Below are 14,966 nucleotides of genomic sequence, written 5' to 3' on the forward strand. Positions count from 1 at the left end.
GGCAGGTCCCTGAATCCATCATCGCCCCGGGTACGCGGTCAGCCAAGCAGCTCGCTCCAGTCCACGGGACCGGCAGCGGCCGGCTTGCGGGCCGGCCGTTTCGCGGCGGGCTTCGCGGGCGCCTTGGCGGCTGCGGGGTCCGGCAGCGCTTCACCCCAGGGCAGGGCGAAGGCCGGGAGTGGCTCCCCCAGCTGCACGCCGTGTGGCGGGACCACCAGGACGCCGTCGGCCGCAGCCAGCCCGCGCATCATGCCCGGGCCGGTGTGCTGGGCCGGCGACGCCATGCCGTACAGCATCCGGAACGGCATCAGCCGGGTGCGGCCGGGGTCCGGTTCGAGCGTAGACCCGCACGGCACCTCGGTCACCGGCGGCGGCGGCCGGTGGCCCAGTGCCGCCAGCAGCGGTGCGCCGATCGTGGACAGCGCCATCATGGCCGCGAGCGGGTTGCCCGGCAGCCCGATCACGAACCGCCCGTCGGGCAGTTCGGCCAGGACCGCAGGGTGGCCGGGGCGCATCGCGATGCCGTCGATGAGGAGCCGCCCGCCCAGCTCGGCGACCGTGCGCCGAAGGTGGTCGGTGCCGGACCGGCCGGTACCGCCGGTGGTGATGACGACGTCGGCCGGCAGCGTTTCCGTGGCGGCAGGCGGGTCCGCTGCGCCGGCGTCCGCGGCAGCGGCGGTGTCCGCGCCGGCGGCGGTGTCCGCGCCGGGGGCGGTGTCCGCGCCGGGGGCGGTGTCTTCGAGGGCGGCGAGCCAGTCGGCATCGCTGTCGCCGATCTTGAGTTCCTCCGAGCAGATGCCGCCGAGCATGCCGACGACGGCGGCCAGCTGCGGGCCGAACGTGTCGCGGACCTCGCCGGGGGCCGGGACGCCGCTGCGGATCACCTCGCCGCCGGTGAACACCAGCCGGACCACGGGCTTGCCCACGACGGGGAGGGCGTCGTGGCCGGCGAGGGCGGCCAGGGCCAGGTGCGCCGGATTGAGCACTGTCCCCGCCCGGATGAGCACGTCGCCGGCGGCGGCCTCCTCGGCCGCCTTGCGGATGTGTTCGCCGTTGCGCGGTTCACCGGGCCGGGCACCGCCGCCGAGCCTGAGCACCGGCAGCCCATCCTCGTCCGGGCCGATTTCCCCGCTCTCGCTGCGCAGCACTGCTTTGGCGCCGGGCGGCACCAAGCCGCCGGTGACGATCGGGCTCGCCTGGTGCGGGGCAAGCCGCTGCCCGGGCTCGGTGAGGATCCAGGGACCGCTGCCGTTGACCGCCCAGCCGTCCATGGCCGAGGACGCGTAGTGGGGCATGTCCTGGACCGCGGCGAGGTCCTCCGCCAGCGTCCGGCCGAGGGCATGGCGCAGCGGCACCGGGGCGGGCGGGATGGGCACGGCGCAGTCGTATGCGAGCTGCCGGGCCTCCTGCCAGCTATGCGCCAGGTGCCGGTGGGCGCCATCCCCGGCGCCGGCGCCCGGGGCAGACTCGGGGCCGCCGGCTGCTGCGCCGCCGGTGGCGGCAGGTGGCTCGGGGGTCATGCCCCGGGGGCCTCGGCGGCGGCGTGCTCCTTGGCGAGTTTCCGGGCGACGCCCATGGCAGCCTGCATGGCGACGCCGTCGTCCGCCTGGCCGGAACCGGCCGCGAGCCCGGCGGCGAAGCCGGCGATGAAGGTGGTCAGGGGCGCGGCCGGGCGGACCACCGAGTGCGCGGCCACCCCGGCGAGGCCCAGCACCTCGTTGATGTCGATCTCGATGTCTTCGAGCTCAAGGGCCTGGAGCAGCGCGCGGCACCACTCCTCGAGGGTTTCATCCTGGCTCTTCACCGTTTGCCTCCAAAGTCGGGTTGGGCCGCAGCTCCCCGAGGGGACCGTGACCGGGCCGGGACACTCCCAGCGCGGCGGCATCGTCCCAGGTGTCCACGTCGTCCGTGGAGCCCGGCGGGACCGGGACGCTCCGCAGCTCAAGACTAGCAAGCAGACCGAAGACCGAACCGCCTGAGAGGGTGCCACGGCGGTCCGCGTCGGCTACCGCACGTTGTAGCACGCCTGTGTCATATACCGCGGCGAGGGGCTGGATCCGGCCATCCGCGGAGACGGCGACCGCGCCGTCGCACCGGATCGCCCCCGGACCGGCCAGTGCGGCGAGCAGGGACTGCACGGCGGCGGCCGCGCGCGGCATGTCGCAGGCGAGCACCAGGGTCAGGGGCGCCGCCGGCCGGGCGTCCGGGCCGGCGGCCAGGGCGGAGAGGCCGGCGGCAAGCGCGGCGGCGGGACCGGAGAACGGCGGGTCCTCGCGGCAGCTGAGCACCCCGGGCGGGAGGCCGCCGGGATCCGGGCCGACAACAACAGTGCGGCGCGCCCCGGCCGCAGCCTGCAGCGCGCGCTCCAGCAGGCTCACCCCGCCCACGGTCAATTGTGCTTTGGGCACGCCGCCGAGCCGGGAGGACCGGCCCCCGGCCAGAATCACAGCATCGAAGTCCACCAGCCCAGCCTAGCCGGGCACCGGCCGGCGGCGGTTCCGGCTGCCGCAGCGGCGGCTCAGGCAGGAGCTGCTCAGTGCGCGCGCTCGGGGAGCAGGAAGGGGTCCCAGGCCGGCGTCGGCTTTTCGAGTTCCTTGATCTGCCAGATGGTGCCCTTCGGCGGCCCCGGCACGAAGCTGAGCTTCCAGCCCATTTCGGCCGGGGTGTGGTCTCCCTTGGCGTTGTTGCAGCGCAGGCAGGCGGCGACGAGGTTCTCCCACGAGTCGGCGCCGCCGCGGGACTTGGGCTGTACATGGTCGATGGTGTGGGCGGCTTTCCCGCAGTACGCGCAGTGGTGGTTGTCGCGGCGGAGCACGCCCCTGCGGCTGACGGCCGTCAGAGTGTTATAGCGGGGCCTGATGTACCGGTTCAGCAGGATCACCGAGGGGCGACCGAGGATGTCCTGCGGACCCACCACGGGGTCATCCCCTTCGGCCACCACGCTGGCCTTTCCGGTCAGCACAAGCACCAGCGCCCGGCGGAAGGTGACTACCGCCAGCGGTTCATATCCAGCGTTCAGAACGAGAGTGCGCATCCGCATACCTCTTCACGGCCGCACCCGCCAGGGGCACGAGGGCCGGCTGCCCTGTGCATGGTCGGGCTATGGATCGACACCACAAGAGTAAACACCGATGGGCGGGATTGCCGAATTTTTTTCTCCGTCGGGAGCGTGCGGCGCAGGCTGCGGTGCTGCTTCGGAAACGCGAAGGACCCCTGCCGGATGGGCAGGGGTCCTTCACACGGTTACCGGCGGGGCCGGGTTTGGGTCTTAGCCGCCGACGCGGATGAAGACCGGGCCGGAGCCGACGTTGACGCTGTACAGCGCGGTGGTTCCGCCGTTCCAGCCGCCGTGCACGGCCATGCCGTTGCCGACGTAGACGGCGATGTGGGCCATGCCCATGCCACCGTTCTGGTAGTAGGCGAGGTCGCCCGGCTGAGCTTCGGCGGCGCTCACGGTGCGGCCGAGGGACAGGTAGCCGGCCGGCCAGCCGTGGTAGTTGACGCCGACGGCGGCAAGGGCGTTGGTGGCCAGCATGGTGCAGTCCTGCGAGACACCGATCTGCGCGTAGGCGGCGGCGGCGATCGAAGCACCCATGCCGCTGACGGCTGCGGGGGCTTTCGTGGCCAGGGAGGCGGTCGCGGCGGTGCCGGTGGTCGCGGCGTCCGTGGCGTCCGTGGTGGCAGCCTTGGTCTCCTGGACCTCGACGACAGGCTTGGGCGCCTCGACGACCGGGCCCGGCGCGGTGGTGACAGCCGGCTTCTCGTAGGAGATGGCGATGCTGGAGGCCGCGGAGATGGTGGCCGGAGCGTTGGACTGGACCTCCGTGGCGGAGGCGGAAGCCGATTCACGCTGAACGTTGGTCTCGGCAGCGTTGGCTGCGATACCGCTGGTCAGAACCAGGCCGGAGGCGGCAGCGATAACCGCAGCCTGGCGACCCATGCCGCCGGCGTTGTCGCCCACGACCTTAGCAATGACAGCCAGCGAGTTGGTCTTGGTGACCTCCGCGCGGTGGCGTGCAGTAGTTGCACGAGTAGTCATTAAGTTCTCTCTTTCGTGATCCTGGTGTCCGCGCTACAGGCGGGACAAAGGACGCTCCGGCATCTTGGGGGTACGCCGGATCGCCCCGAAACGGGTTTTTAGCGAAGGGTGTACTGCGAAGACGCGCCAAAAGCGGGAACTGCGTTCAGAACTCCGGACCGGGCGCCGGCAAGGGCAACGCGGGACACGGAGGTAAGCGGGCTCACTGGAGCCTCGCCAGCGCGAGAACGCGCAGCATTGTGGCGTGAAGACACGAAAGTAGCCTCTCCCAATGCCTACGAGGTGAGCTGTCGGATTCGGATGGGAGTCACCCGGCCGCGCCGCTTCCTGGGAAGCTTTGCGACTTAACCCCTAGGCCTTCTTGCGAAGACCAAAATTGGTTCCCCCGCCCCTGCCAGACGATGTGATGCGAACGGACCTTGAGCGGTGGCAGAGTTAGGCAATCCACTCAAGAGCGCCAACTTCGGAGAAGTTGGCGTGGTTCAAACGGTACAGCAGTTGGGGCTCAATGTCACATTCAGATCACGGCGTGTCAAAAAAATGTGAGCTGCCCCTCGGCTAGCTAAAGCCAGCCGAGCGGATCCACGACTTCCCCGTTGACCATCACCTCGAAGTGGAGGTGGCAGCCGGTGGAGGCGCCGGTGGTTCCGCTCATCGCCACCACATCGCCGCGTGAGACCTGCTGGCCCACGTGGACGCTGGACGACGACAAGTGGTTGTACGTGGTCTCCAGGCCGTTGCCATGGTCGATCACGACCCGGTTGCCGCCCCCGTAGGGGTGCCAGCCGGAAAAGGTAACGGTGCCGCTCGCGGCGGCGTGCACGGCGGTGCCGCACTGGGCGGCGTAGTCCTGGCCGCGGTGGAACTCGCCGGCCCCGCCGGTGATGGGGCTGATCCGGTAGCCGAAGGCCGAGGCGGAGACCATGGAGTCAAGCGGGGCTCCGAGGCTGCCCGTGGAAGCGGCGCGCGTGATGGAGCCGACCGACTGGGCGCTGAGCAGCTGCTTGAGCCGGCCGTCCGGGTCGCCCTTGGTGGTCACGGCGGTGCGGTTGAAGTTGATCTCGGCGGCGGCGGCCTTCACTTCAGGCTGCGCGGCGGCGGAGACCGAACCGGTGCGGGCGGCGCCGGTGGCCGTCGCGGGGCCGGTGGCAGGCACGGCGACGGTCAGGACCAGGCCCGTGGCAGCCAGGGCGATGCCGGCCTTCTGCCCCACTCCGCTGACGGCGGCAAAGTCAGTTACCTGGCGGAACGGGCTGCGCCGGCCGCGGCGCTCGTCGCGGTGCGCGTCACGCGGGCGGCCGGTAAGAACGACGGCGGCCGGGCGCGGCTCCGGAGCGGGGCCGGTCGCACGACGGCGGCCCCGGACGGTCTGGGTGGTCAAGAAGGGTTCCTCTCTGGCTAGCCTGCGAAGTTAGCTGTCGGATTCGGGTCAGAGAGATCAAAGACCCGGTCCGCCGGTGCAAGCATCCAGGCACAGGGGAATCCAAGGACATCCTCTGGTGTTTGCTTGCCGCTAGCGGACTTCACCCCAAGGCTGCCGCAGCAGCCGTTAGTGGTTCCCCCGCCTCTGCCAGAAGGATGATTCGCCTACTGATCCGCTGGCAGAGCTCGGCTTCGGATCAGATAACGGTTTAGTATCAGTGCTAGTCATCAACTATAGAGGATTAAGGCCCGTAGTGATAATTCCGTTATCCGGTTGTGGAGAACTTTCCGCGTGTCCCGCGGCCGGCCCCTGGACCGGACTTACCCGAGGGTAACAAAGACGTGGGCGGCGACCTCGGGCGGCAGCTCAAGGGCCCCCTGGATGTCGGGAACCCGGACGGAGATGTACTCCCCGACGCGTTCCAGCGACACGGCGGCGCCCGGGCGGATTCCCCCCTCATCGAGCTGGGCCAGCAGTTCCGGCTCGACCTGGATCGGTTCGGCCAGCCGGTTCACGGTGATCCGGGCACCCTCCGCGTAGCCCGCCATGGCGTCAAGCAGGTTCACCACACCGTGCCCCTGTGCCGGTTCGAGCGGTACGCCGCCGATCTCGGCGAGGCCGGGGATGGGGTTTCCGTAGGGCGAGACGGTGGGGTGGTCCAGCAGTTCGAAGATCCTGCGCTCGACCCGCTCGCTCATCACGTGCTCCCAGCGGCACGCCTCCTCGTGGACGTAGGCCCAGTCGAGGCCGATCACGTCGGCAAGGAGCCGTTCGGCGAGGCGGTGCTTGCGCATGACTTCGATAGCGCGTTTCCGGCCGACGGCGGTGAGTTCAAGGTGCCGGTCGCCGGAGACGACCACGAGCCCGTCTCGCTCCATGCGCCCGACGGTCTGGGACACGGTCGGGCCGGAGTGGCGCAGCCGTTCGGCGATGCGGGCGCGGAGGGCGACGATGTTCTCTTCTTCGAGTTCCAGGATGGTCCGAAGATACATCTCCGTGGTGTCGATCAGATCCGTCATTCAGCTCAGCTCCTCGGGCGCCGCCCTTGCGTCTTTCCCACCGTACAGCGCGCGGCACGCGCCCAGGCGGGATCCGCCGTACGTCACCGCTCAGCCTAGCCTATTGTGAATTAGTCCGGATAATCACCGGGCCCGGCCGCCGCATGGCCGGCCGCTCCCCCGCCCCGGCGCCGGCTGCCGGCCCACCCGCCCGCGACCGGTTTCGATGACCGGACTGTGACGGACATTTTTCCCGCCCGCACCGGGCCGTCGGGCAGAATGAAGGAGCAGGTTCCGGCCCCACCTGGCCGGGACCGCTCCCCAGCCCGCCACGCACCCAGCCGAAAATGGAGCCACAGTGAGCGACAGCAGCATCACCATCCCAGCGAACCTCCTTCCCAAGGACGGCCGGTTTGGCGCCGGCCCCTCGAAAGTGCGGCCGGAGCAGATGCAGGCCCTCGCCGACGCGGCGGGGCTGCTGGGCACCTCGCACCGCCAGGCGCCGGTGAAGAACCTTGTGGGATCGGTCCGGACCGGCCTGAGCGAATTCTTCCGCGCCCCCGACGGTTACGAGGTAATCCTCGGCGTCGGCGGCTCCACCGCGTTCTGGGATATTGCCAGCTTCGGCCTGGTCGAGAACAAGGCCCAGCACCTGTCGTTCGGTGAGTTCGGTTCCAAGTTCGCCGCCGCCACCAACAAGGCCCCCTTCCTGGCGGAGTCCTCGATCATCACTTCGGATCCGGGAACCCGGCCGGCGCCGAACGCGGAAGCCGGCGTCGACGTCTACGCCTGGCCGCACAATGAGACCTCCACCGGGGTCGCGGCCCCGGTCCAGCGCGTCGCCGGCGCGGACGAGGGCTCGCTCGTGCTGGTGGACGCAACGTCCGCGGCGGGCGGCCTGGACGTGGACGTCGCCCAGACCGATGTGTACTACTTCGCCCCGCAGAAAAACTTCGCCTCCGACGGCGGCCTGTGGCTCGGGCTGTTCTCTCCGGCCGCCCTGGAGCGGGCCGCGCGGATCAAGGCCGGCGGCCGCTGGATCCCGGACTTCCTGGACCTGCAGACCGCGATCGACAACTCCCGGCTGAACCAGACCTACAACACCCCGGCGCTGGCCACGCTGGTGACCCTGGATGCCCAGGTGCGGTGGCTCAACGCCAACGGCGGCCTCGACTTTGCCGCCGCACGGACCGCGGACTCGGCCGGGCGGATCTACCGCTGGGCCGAAGCCTCACCCTACGCCACGCCGTTCGTGGGCCGGGCTGAGGACCGGTCCAACGTCATCGCCACGATTGACTTCGACGACTCGATCGATGCCGCGGCGATCGCCAAGGTGCTGCGCGCCAACGGCGTCGTGGACACCGAACCGTACCGCAAGCTCGGCCGCAACCAGCTGCGGATCGCCACGTTCGTGGCCATCGAGCCGGACGACGTGTCCGCGCTGCTGGAGTGCATCGACTTCGTAGTGGGCGAACTGCAGCGGTAGGCCCGGCGCGGTCCCGGCTTGGGACGCGTCAGCGTCCGACGGCGTCGTCCGGATTCGTCCCCCGGGCGGCGCCGTCTGTGGTTTCCGTGGTCTCCGCGTGGTGGCCGCCGCCGTCGGGCACCACCCGGAAGAACCGGAGCCCGCGGGCGCGCCGGTTGAAAGCGATCCGCAGGTGTTTGGCCCGGACAATCCAGACCATGCCGATCAGCGCCGCGGCCACACCGGAGGCCGCCGCGACGCCCATCGACCAGCGTGCGCCGGCGACGTTCGCCACCCAGCCGACCAGCGGGGCGCCGATGGGCGTGCCGCCCATGAAGATCGCCATGTACAGGGCCATCACCCGGCCGCGCATGACCGGGTCCGTGGTGGTCTGCACGTAGCCGTTGGCGCTGGTCATCATGGTGATCGCGAACAGGCCGACCGGCACCAGGGTGATGCCGTACCAGAAGTAGTCCGGTGCCATGGCGGCGAGGCCGGATGTCACGCCGAAGGCTCCCGCCGCACCGAAGATCACGCGCATGCGGGGTTTCTTCCGTCCCGCCGAGAGCAGGGCGCCGACGACGGAGCCGATCGCCATGATCGAATTCATCAGGCCGAAGGCGCCGGCGTCGAGGCCGAACTCCGTCCCCACCATGGCGGCGATGAACAGGACGAAGTTCAGCCCGAGCGTGCCGACGATGAAGACCGCCACCAGCACCACCACGATGTCGGGCCGGTACTGCACGTAGCGCAGGCCCTCCCGGATCCGGCCCTTGCCGGCGGCCGCGCGGGGCAGCTGGCGCAGCGAGGCGGACGGGATCTTGGCCAGGCTCAGCAGCAGGGCCATGAACGTGGCGGTGTTGACGAGGAAGACCCAGCCCGGGCCGATGGCCACGGTCAGCACCCCGGCGACGGCCGGCCCGATCATCCGTGCCACGTTGAAGGAGGCGCTGTTGAGGGCGACCGCATTGGGCAGGTAGTCGTCGCGTACCAGTTCGGAGACGAACGTCTGCCGCACCGGCGCGTCCACGGCGGAGACGACGCCCAGCAGCAGCGCGAAGACGTAGACATGCCAGAGCTGCGCGGCCCCGGAGACCACCAGGACGCCCAGCGCCGCGCTCAGCAGGGCCATCGCCGACTGGGTGAGTACCAGCAGGCGCTTGCGGTTGAAACGGTCGGCGACCAGGCCGGCCACCGGCGCGAGGAACAGCTGCGGGCCCAGCTGCAGGGCCATCGTGACGCCCATGGCCCCGGCGTCCTGGTCGGTCAGGTGGTCAAAGACCAGCCAGTCCTGGGCGGTGCGCTGCATCCAGGTCCCGATGTTCGAGACGAGCGCACCAATGAACCAGATCCGGTAGTTCAGGATGTGCAGGGATTTGAAGGTGGACCTCATGTCCAGGCCTTCCGCCGCCGCGCTCTCCCGAACCGTCCCAAACCGCTAGTCGGCCTCTACCTGGGACGGCGCTTCAGCGGCCTCGTCCTCGGGGGCGTCGTCGCCGGGTGCCTCGGGGGCTTCGTCCTCGGTGGCTCCGTCCTGCGGTGCCTCCCCGGACGCTTCCCCGGCGCCGGCGCCGGACTGAGCGGCCTCGTCCTCCTGGGCGTCCTCGGGCCGCACCCGTTCAGCCCAGGGCACCCACTCCGGGGCCAGGATGGAGTCCTCGGACGGCAGCAGGCCCAGTTCGTTGACCGTGACCACCTTGGAGCGCGAGTTGCGGGTCAGCACTGCGTACCATTGCCAGCCGCTGTAGCCGGGCAGCTTGGACTCGAAGAGGTGGGTGACCAGGCGGTCGCCTTCGCTCTTGGCCGCCAGGTGCCGGCCGATCTGGTCCGCCTGGGCGATGCCCTCCACGGCGGTCCGGGCGGCGTCGACGGCGGCGGCCAGGAACGCGTCGGGTTTACCGGTGCGCCACACGGGCACGCCGTAGCGCGGTTTGGATCCTGCTTTGGAGTCGGCTTTGGCGCCGGCGGCCGCCGGGGCGGCGTTCTGTTCAGGTTCCGGAGTCATGGAGGCCTTACGCGTCCAGCTCGTCGGCGACCTTACGCAGGGCCGCGGCGATCGCCTTGGCCTTGTTGCCCTCCGGGTACTTGCCCGCGGACAGCGTGCCGGAGAGGTTGTCGAGCACGGTCACCAGGTCCTGCACCAGCGGCGCGAGGTCCCGGGCGCTGGGCCGCTTGGCCTTCGCGATCGACGGCGTCTTGTCCAGCACGCGCAGGCCCAGGGCCTGGGCGCCCTTGCGGCCGTCAGCCACGCCGAACTCCACCCGGGTGCCGGCTTTCAGGTCCGTGACGCCCTCGGGCAGCGCGGATTTGGGCAGGAAGACCTCCTGGCCGTCCTCGCCTGCGAGGAATCCGAAGCCTTTTTCCTTGTCATACCACTTGACCTTGCCGGTGGGCACGTAATCAACCTTCTTCGTTCTGCGGGTGCACGTCCGGCGGCCAGCGCATCCGCATGGTTATGCGGGTTCAGGGTGTGGCCGCCCGGACCGTGTTGGTCTGTTCCTCCAAGGTTATCCTGCCTTGCCCACTTTGGCGGGTTGAGGCACGGGGTGGGCAGCCCTGTTAGCGTTGCCTCCATGATTCCCCAGCGTTTCCGGCGGCCCCTCCTGATCCTTGCGGCTGCGGCTGCGGCGCTGTCCCTGGCGGCGGTCGGTGCCGTCATGCTGATGGCGTTGAACAACTCCGTGGCCCCGGTGTGGATCACCTCCGCCGCGCTCTACGGGCTCCCCATTGCGTTCCTGCTCATGCTGGTGCTCGTGATTGACGCCGTCTCCGGCCGGCGCCGGACACCCGGGCCCGGCGAAAGGTAACGTTGGACTGATGTCCCTCATCCGCGCGCTGAGCAAGGAAATGCAGGCCCGCAGCGACGACTCGTTGCGGGCCCTGTTCGCCGCGCGGCCGGACCTGATGTCGCCCCCGGTGCCGGATTTCGCCGCCCTTGCGGCCCGGGCCAGCGGCAGGGTCAGCGTGCAGCGGGCCCTGGAGCGTCTCAACCGTCCGCAGATGCAGGTCCTGGAGACGCTGTATCTGTGCACCAACACCGACACCGGGCAGAGTGCGTCCGCGGCCACGCTGAAGCGGCTGATCAACGGGGCAACCCTCGCCGCCCTGGAACCGCTCCTGCAGTCGCTCCAGGAACTTGCCCTCGTGCACCGCGCCGAACCGCCGCACGGGACCGGCGCCGCCGCGGCACGGCAGCGGCATTACCTGCCGGTGGGCAGCCTCCGGGACGTCATCGGCATCTACCCTGCAGGCCTGGGGCGAAGCTACACCGAGCTGGTCCGGCTCCAGCCCGCCTTCGCCCAGCGCGTGGTGCACCTGGTCGCCGAGCTGCACCAGGCCGGCGCCGACGTCGCCCCGGCGACGACGCCGATGGAAGCGGCGCTGTCGCTGCAGCACTGGACGGCGTCCCCCGAAGCCCTGCGGTCGCTCCTGGCCACCGCGCCGGAGCGCACGGCGGCGCTGCTGGCACGCTTCGGAAACTGGGCCATGGGTGCCGTGCCGCAGGCACAGCGCCGCGCCTCGGTACTGAACGAGGGGCCCGACGTCGGCCCCGTCGACTGGCTGCTGGCCCGCGGGCTGCTGGTGCCGCTGGACGCCGCGCACGTGGAACTTCCGCACAGCGTCGGCGTCGCGCTTCGCGGCGGCTATGTGATCGCGCACTTCACGCTAACCCCGCCGGTTCCGACCCTGGGGCAGACCAGCGCTGCCCTGCGCCGGAACGCCGCGCTCGGCGCCATCGCCGAAACACTGCGGCTGGCCGGCGAGCTGCTCCACACCGTCCGCGAGCAGCCTCTGACCACCCTGCGCAGCGGCGGGGTGGGCGTCCGCGAGATGAAGCGGCTCGCCGACGCACTGCGGATCGGCGTCCACGAGGCCGGGTTGCTGGCCGAGCTGTGCGCGCTGGCAGGGCTGCTCCGGCTCGATGTGGACAGTTCCGCCTGGGTCCAGGCGCCGCAGCTGGAGTGGCTGGGCCTGCCCCGGCAGGAACAGTGGCTGTGGCTGGTCAACGCCTGGCTTGCCAGCGAACGGGTCCCGTCGCTGGTCGGACAGCCGCTCAGCGGCACCCCGGCGGCGCAGGCGCACCGCGGAATGGCCGGCAGCACCATCAATGCGCTCTCCGCGGAAGCGCAGCGGCCCGACGCCCCGGTGGTCCGGAAACGGATCCTGGAAATCCTGAACGAGCTGACCCGGGAGGCCGCGGCGGCCGACGGCGACGCGCCGGTGCTCGACGCCGCCGCCGTGCTGGAACGTGCCGACTGGTCCCAGCCGCGGATGGCCCGCCGCTTCAGCTCCCTGGTCCAGGGTGTCCTGGCCGAAGCCGAAATGCTCGGGCTGATCGGCTCCGGCGCCCTGAGCCAGATCGGCGCGGCGATCGCCGTCGAACAGCCCGACGAGGCCCTGTCCATCCTGGGTGAGCACCTCCCCGCGGCGCTGAACCACGTGCTGCTGCAGGCGGACCTGACCGCGGTCGCGCCCGGCTACCTGGATCCGGAGCTGAGCGAGAAACTCCTCACTATGTCCGACGCGGAGGGCCAGGGCCCCGCCACGATCTACCGGTTCTCCGTCGCCTCGGTCCGGCGGGCGCTCGACGCCGGCCAGGATGCGGCTGCCCTGCTGGAGTTCCTCCGCGACCATTCGGCGACGGCGGTTCCACAGCCGCTGCAGTACCTCATCGAGGACACCGCCGCCCGGCATGCCAGGATCCGGGTGGGCGCCGCGGGCAGTTTCATCCAGAGCGAGGACGAGACAGCGCTGCTGGAACTGCTGAACAATCCCGCCGCCGCGGGCCTTGGCCTGGTCCGGATCGCGCCCACGGTGCTGGTCAGCCCCGCCCCGGCCCGGGACGCCGCCGCGCTGCTGCGCGGACTGGGCCTGTCCCCCGCGGTCGAGGACGACGGTTCCGCCGTCCGGCTGCGGCGCAGCACCGCCGCGCCCGGCAGTGCCCGCCCGGTCTACACTGCCCCGCGCACGGCCCCCGAGGACGCCGACGTCGACGCCCAGCTGGCGGTGCTGCGGGACGCCGGCACCCGCGCCGACGCCGGAGCGGCGGGCGGCCGCGGCGGTACGGGCACCCCCGGCGAGGCCGCCACGCAGTTGGGCCTGGAGACGCTGCAGAAGGCGATCCGGCTCAAGCAGCGGGTCGTGATGAACATCGTCGACAGTCTGGGGAATGCCACCCGGGAAACCGTTGTTCCGGTAGCAGTGAATGGCGGGCGTGTGCGCGTGTTTGATCCGGCCAAGGAAACCGAGCGCGTCCTCTCCATCCACCGGATCATCGACATCGAAGCCACCGAGGAACTGCTCCAGTGAATGACGGACCGCTGATCGTCCAGAGCGACAAAACCATCCTGCTGGAAGTGGACCACGACCAGGCCACGGAGGCGCGGCACGCGATCGCCGCGTTCGCCGAGCTGGAGCGCGCCCCGGAGCACGTCCACAGCTACCGGCTCACCCCGCTCGGCCTTTGGAACGCCCGGGCGGCCGGCCTGGACGCCGAGCAGGTCCTCGACACCCTGCTCAAGTACTCCCGGTTCCCGGTGCCGCACTCGCTGCTGATCGACATTGAAGAGACCATGTCCCGCTACGGCCGGCTGCGGCTGGAGAAGGACCCGCAGCACGGGCTTGTGATGCGCACCTCCGACTACCCGGTCCTCGAGGAGGTCAGCCGGGCCAAGAAGATCGCTCCCCTGCTGGGGCCCCGGATCGACGCCGAAACCGTCGTCGTGCACTCCTCCCAGCGCGGGCAGCTCAAGCAGCTGCTGCTGAAGATCGGCTGGCCCGCCGAGGATTTCGCCGGCTACGTCGACGGCACCCCGCACCCGATCCTGCTCGACGAATCCGGCTGGAAGCTCCGGCCCTACCAGCAGCTGGCCACGGAGAACTTCTGGGCCGGCGGCAGCGGCGTCGTCGTCCTCCCCTGCGGCGCCGGCAAGACCCTGGTGGGCGCCGCCGCGATGGCGACCAGTTCCACCACCACGCTGATCCTGGTGACCAACACGGTTTCGGCCCGGCAGTGGAAGGACGAGTTGCTCAAGCGCACCTCGCTGACCGAAGAGGAGATCGGCGAGTACTCCGGCTCGGTCAAGGAAGTCCGGCCCGTCACGATCGCCACCTACCAGGTGCTCACCACCAAGCGGGGTGGCCTCTACCCGCACCTGGAACTGGTCGACGGCAACGACTGGGGCCTCATCATCTATGACGAGGTCCACCTGCTGCCGGCCCCGATCTTCCGGATGACCGCGGACCTGCAGGCCCGCCGGCGCCTCGGGCTGACCGCCACCCTGGTCCGCGAGGACGGCCGCGAGGGCGAGGTCTTCAGCCTGATCGGGCCCAAACGCTACGACGCCCCGTGGAAGGACATCGAGGCGCAGGGATACATCGCGCCGGCGGACTGCGTGGAGGTCCGGGTGGACCTGCCGCGGGACGAGCGGGTGGCGTACGCCATGGCCGAGGACGCGGACAAGTACCGGCTCTGCGCCACGTCCGAAACCAAGACCGGGATCGTGGAACGGCTTGTCGCCGAGCACGCGGGCGAGCAACTGCTGGTGATCGGCCAGTACATCGACCAGCTCGACGAAATCGGCGAGCGCCTGCAGGCCCCGGTCATCAAGGGCGACACCTCCGTCAAGGAACGCCAGCGGCTCTTCGACGCGTTCCGCGCCGGGGAAGTCCAGACCCTGGTGGTCTCCAAGGTGGCCAACTTCTCCATCGACCTGCCCGAGGCCTCGGTGGCGATCCAGGTTTCCGGTTCCTTCGGCTCGCGCCAGGAGGAGGCGCAGCGGCTCGGGCGGCTGCTGCGGCCCAAGCAGGACGGCCGCGCCGCCCGCTTCTACTCCCTCGTGGCCCGGGACACCCTGGACCAGGATTTCGCGGCCAAGCGCCAGCGCTTCCTCGCCGAGCAGGGCTACGCCTACCGGATCATGGACGCCAAGGACGTCGGCGCAGGCGGGTAGCCGGCGGGTAGCTGGCGGGTAGCTGGCGCCCAAAGAACACACATCCGCCGTTCAGAAAACTCACAGAGTCTGGGAGCATCATGGGAAC

14 protein-coding genes and 2 riboswitches are annotated in these 14,966 nt (G+C 70.5%); of the genes, 4 read left to right on the forward strand and 10 right to left on the reverse strand.

Annotation, left to right across the window (positions count from 1 at the left end; translation table 11 throughout):
- Window positions 1-38 precede the first annotated feature (38 nt).
- From ASG71_RS10665 to ASG71_RS10695, 7 genes are all read right to left on the reverse strand, one after another.
- Window positions 39-1,520, reverse strand: a complete 1,482-nt coding sequence (locus tag ASG71_RS10665; RefSeq protein WP_082575049.1) for a molybdopterin-binding protein — start codon at window positions 1,518-1,520, stop codon at window positions 39-41.
- Window positions 1,517-1,804: a DUF6457 domain-containing protein gene (locus ASG71_RS16955; RefSeq protein WP_056739032.1), complete on the reverse strand. Its 288-nt coding sequence runs from the start codon at window positions 1,802-1,804 to the stop codon at window positions 1,517-1,519. Before ASG71_RS16955 ends, ASG71_RS10665 begins: the two co-directional genes overlap by 4 nt.
- Window positions 1,788-2,462, reverse strand: a complete 675-nt coding sequence (locus ASG71_RS16415) for a molybdenum cofactor guanylyltransferase (RefSeq protein WP_235564050.1) — start codon at window positions 2,460-2,462, stop codon at window positions 1,788-1,790. Before ASG71_RS16415 ends, ASG71_RS16955 begins: the two co-directional genes overlap by 17 nt.
- Window positions 2,463-2,533: 71 nt before the next feature.
- Complete coding sequence (locus ASG71_RS10680; RefSeq protein WP_056739934.1) at window positions 2,534-3,034, reverse strand: HNH endonuclease; 501 nt, start codon at window positions 3,032-3,034, stop codon at window positions 2,534-2,536.
- 234 nt (window positions 3,035-3,268) lie between these two features.
- A complete protein-coding gene (locus tag ASG71_RS10685) occupies window positions 3,269-4,039 on the reverse strand; it encodes an NlpC/P60 family protein (protein ID WP_056739034.1) in 771 nt (256 codons plus the stop codon).
- A gap of 258 nt (window positions 4,040-4,297) precedes the next feature.
- Window positions 4,298-4,491: riboswitch (cyclic di-AMP (ydaO/yuaA leader) on the reverse strand.
- 110 nt (window positions 4,492-4,601) lie between these two features.
- The gene (locus ASG71_RS10690; protein WP_056739035.1) at window positions 4,602-5,420 is read right to left on the reverse strand and encodes a M23 family metallopeptidase; all 819 of its coding nucleotides are present in this window, start codon (window positions 5,418-5,420) and stop codon (window positions 4,602-4,604) included.
- A gap of 4 nt (window positions 5,421-5,424) precedes the next feature.
- A riboswitch (cyclic di-AMP (ydaO/yuaA leader) is annotated at window positions 5,425-5,663 on the reverse strand.
- 119 nt (window positions 5,664-5,782) lie between these two features.
- Window positions 5,783-6,481 (reverse strand): metal-dependent transcriptional regulator, encoded by a 699-nt coding sequence (locus ASG71_RS10695; protein ID WP_056739036.1) that lies wholly within the window; start codon window positions 6,479-6,481, stop codon window positions 5,783-5,785.
- A 337-nt stretch (window positions 6,482-6,818) separates the two neighbouring features.
- On the opposite strand from ASG71_RS10695, the gene serC reads away from it, so the two are divergent.
- Complete coding sequence (serC, locus tag ASG71_RS10700; protein ID WP_056739037.1) at window positions 6,819-7,946, forward strand: phosphoserine transaminase; 1,128 nt, start codon at window positions 6,819-6,821, stop codon at window positions 7,944-7,946.
- Between the two features lie 28 nt (window positions 7,947-7,974).
- On the opposite strand, the gene ASG71_RS10705 is transcribed toward serC, so the two are convergent.
- The 3 genes from ASG71_RS10705 to ASG71_RS10715 are packed head-to-tail and all read right to left on the reverse strand — an operon-like array spanning window position 7,975 to window position 10,321.
- On the reverse strand, window positions 7,975-9,318 hold the full coding sequence (locus ASG71_RS10705) for an MFS transporter (protein WP_056739039.1): 1,344 nt from the start codon (window positions 9,316-9,318) through the stop codon (window positions 7,975-7,977).
- A gap of 45 nt (window positions 9,319-9,363) precedes the next feature.
- Window positions 9,364-9,930 (reverse strand): DUF3027 domain-containing protein, encoded by a 567-nt coding sequence (locus tag ASG71_RS10710; protein ID WP_056739041.1) that lies wholly within the window; start codon window positions 9,928-9,930, stop codon window positions 9,364-9,366.
- A 7-nt stretch (window positions 9,931-9,937) separates the two neighbouring features.
- Window positions 9,938-10,321, reverse strand: coding sequence for a cold-shock protein (locus ASG71_RS10715; protein ID WP_056739044.1), 384 nt, complete (start codon window positions 10,319-10,321; stop codon window positions 9,938-9,940).
- Between the two features lie 177 nt (window positions 10,322-10,498).
- Between ASG71_RS10715 and ASG71_RS10720 the strand changes: the two genes are divergently transcribed.
- From ASG71_RS10720 to ASG71_RS10730, 3 genes are read left to right on the forward strand one after another with little or no spacing between them, the layout of a single operon-like run.
- Window positions 10,499-10,732 carry a hypothetical protein gene (locus ASG71_RS10720; protein ID WP_056739046.1) on the forward strand — a complete coding sequence of 78 codons (234 nt, stop codon included), beginning with the start codon at window positions 10,499-10,501 and terminating at the stop codon, window positions 10,730-10,732.
- Between the two features lie 10 nt (window positions 10,733-10,742).
- Entirely contained in the window at window positions 10,743-13,235 is a 2,493-nt protein-coding gene (locus ASG71_RS10725) for a helicase-associated domain-containing protein (protein WP_056739048.1), read from the forward strand.
- Window positions 13,232-14,878 carry a DNA repair helicase XPB gene (locus tag ASG71_RS10730; RefSeq protein ID WP_056739050.1) on the forward strand — a complete coding sequence of 549 codons (1,647 nt, stop codon included), beginning with the start codon at window positions 13,232-13,234 and terminating at the stop codon, window positions 14,876-14,878. Before ASG71_RS10725 ends, ASG71_RS10730 begins: the two co-directional genes overlap by 4 nt.
- Window positions 14,879-14,966: the final 88 nt, after the last annotated feature.

The organism is Arthrobacter sp. Soil763, assembly GCF_001428365.1.
Lineage (GTDB): Bacteria > Actinomycetota > Actinomycetes > Actinomycetales > Micrococcaceae > Arthrobacter.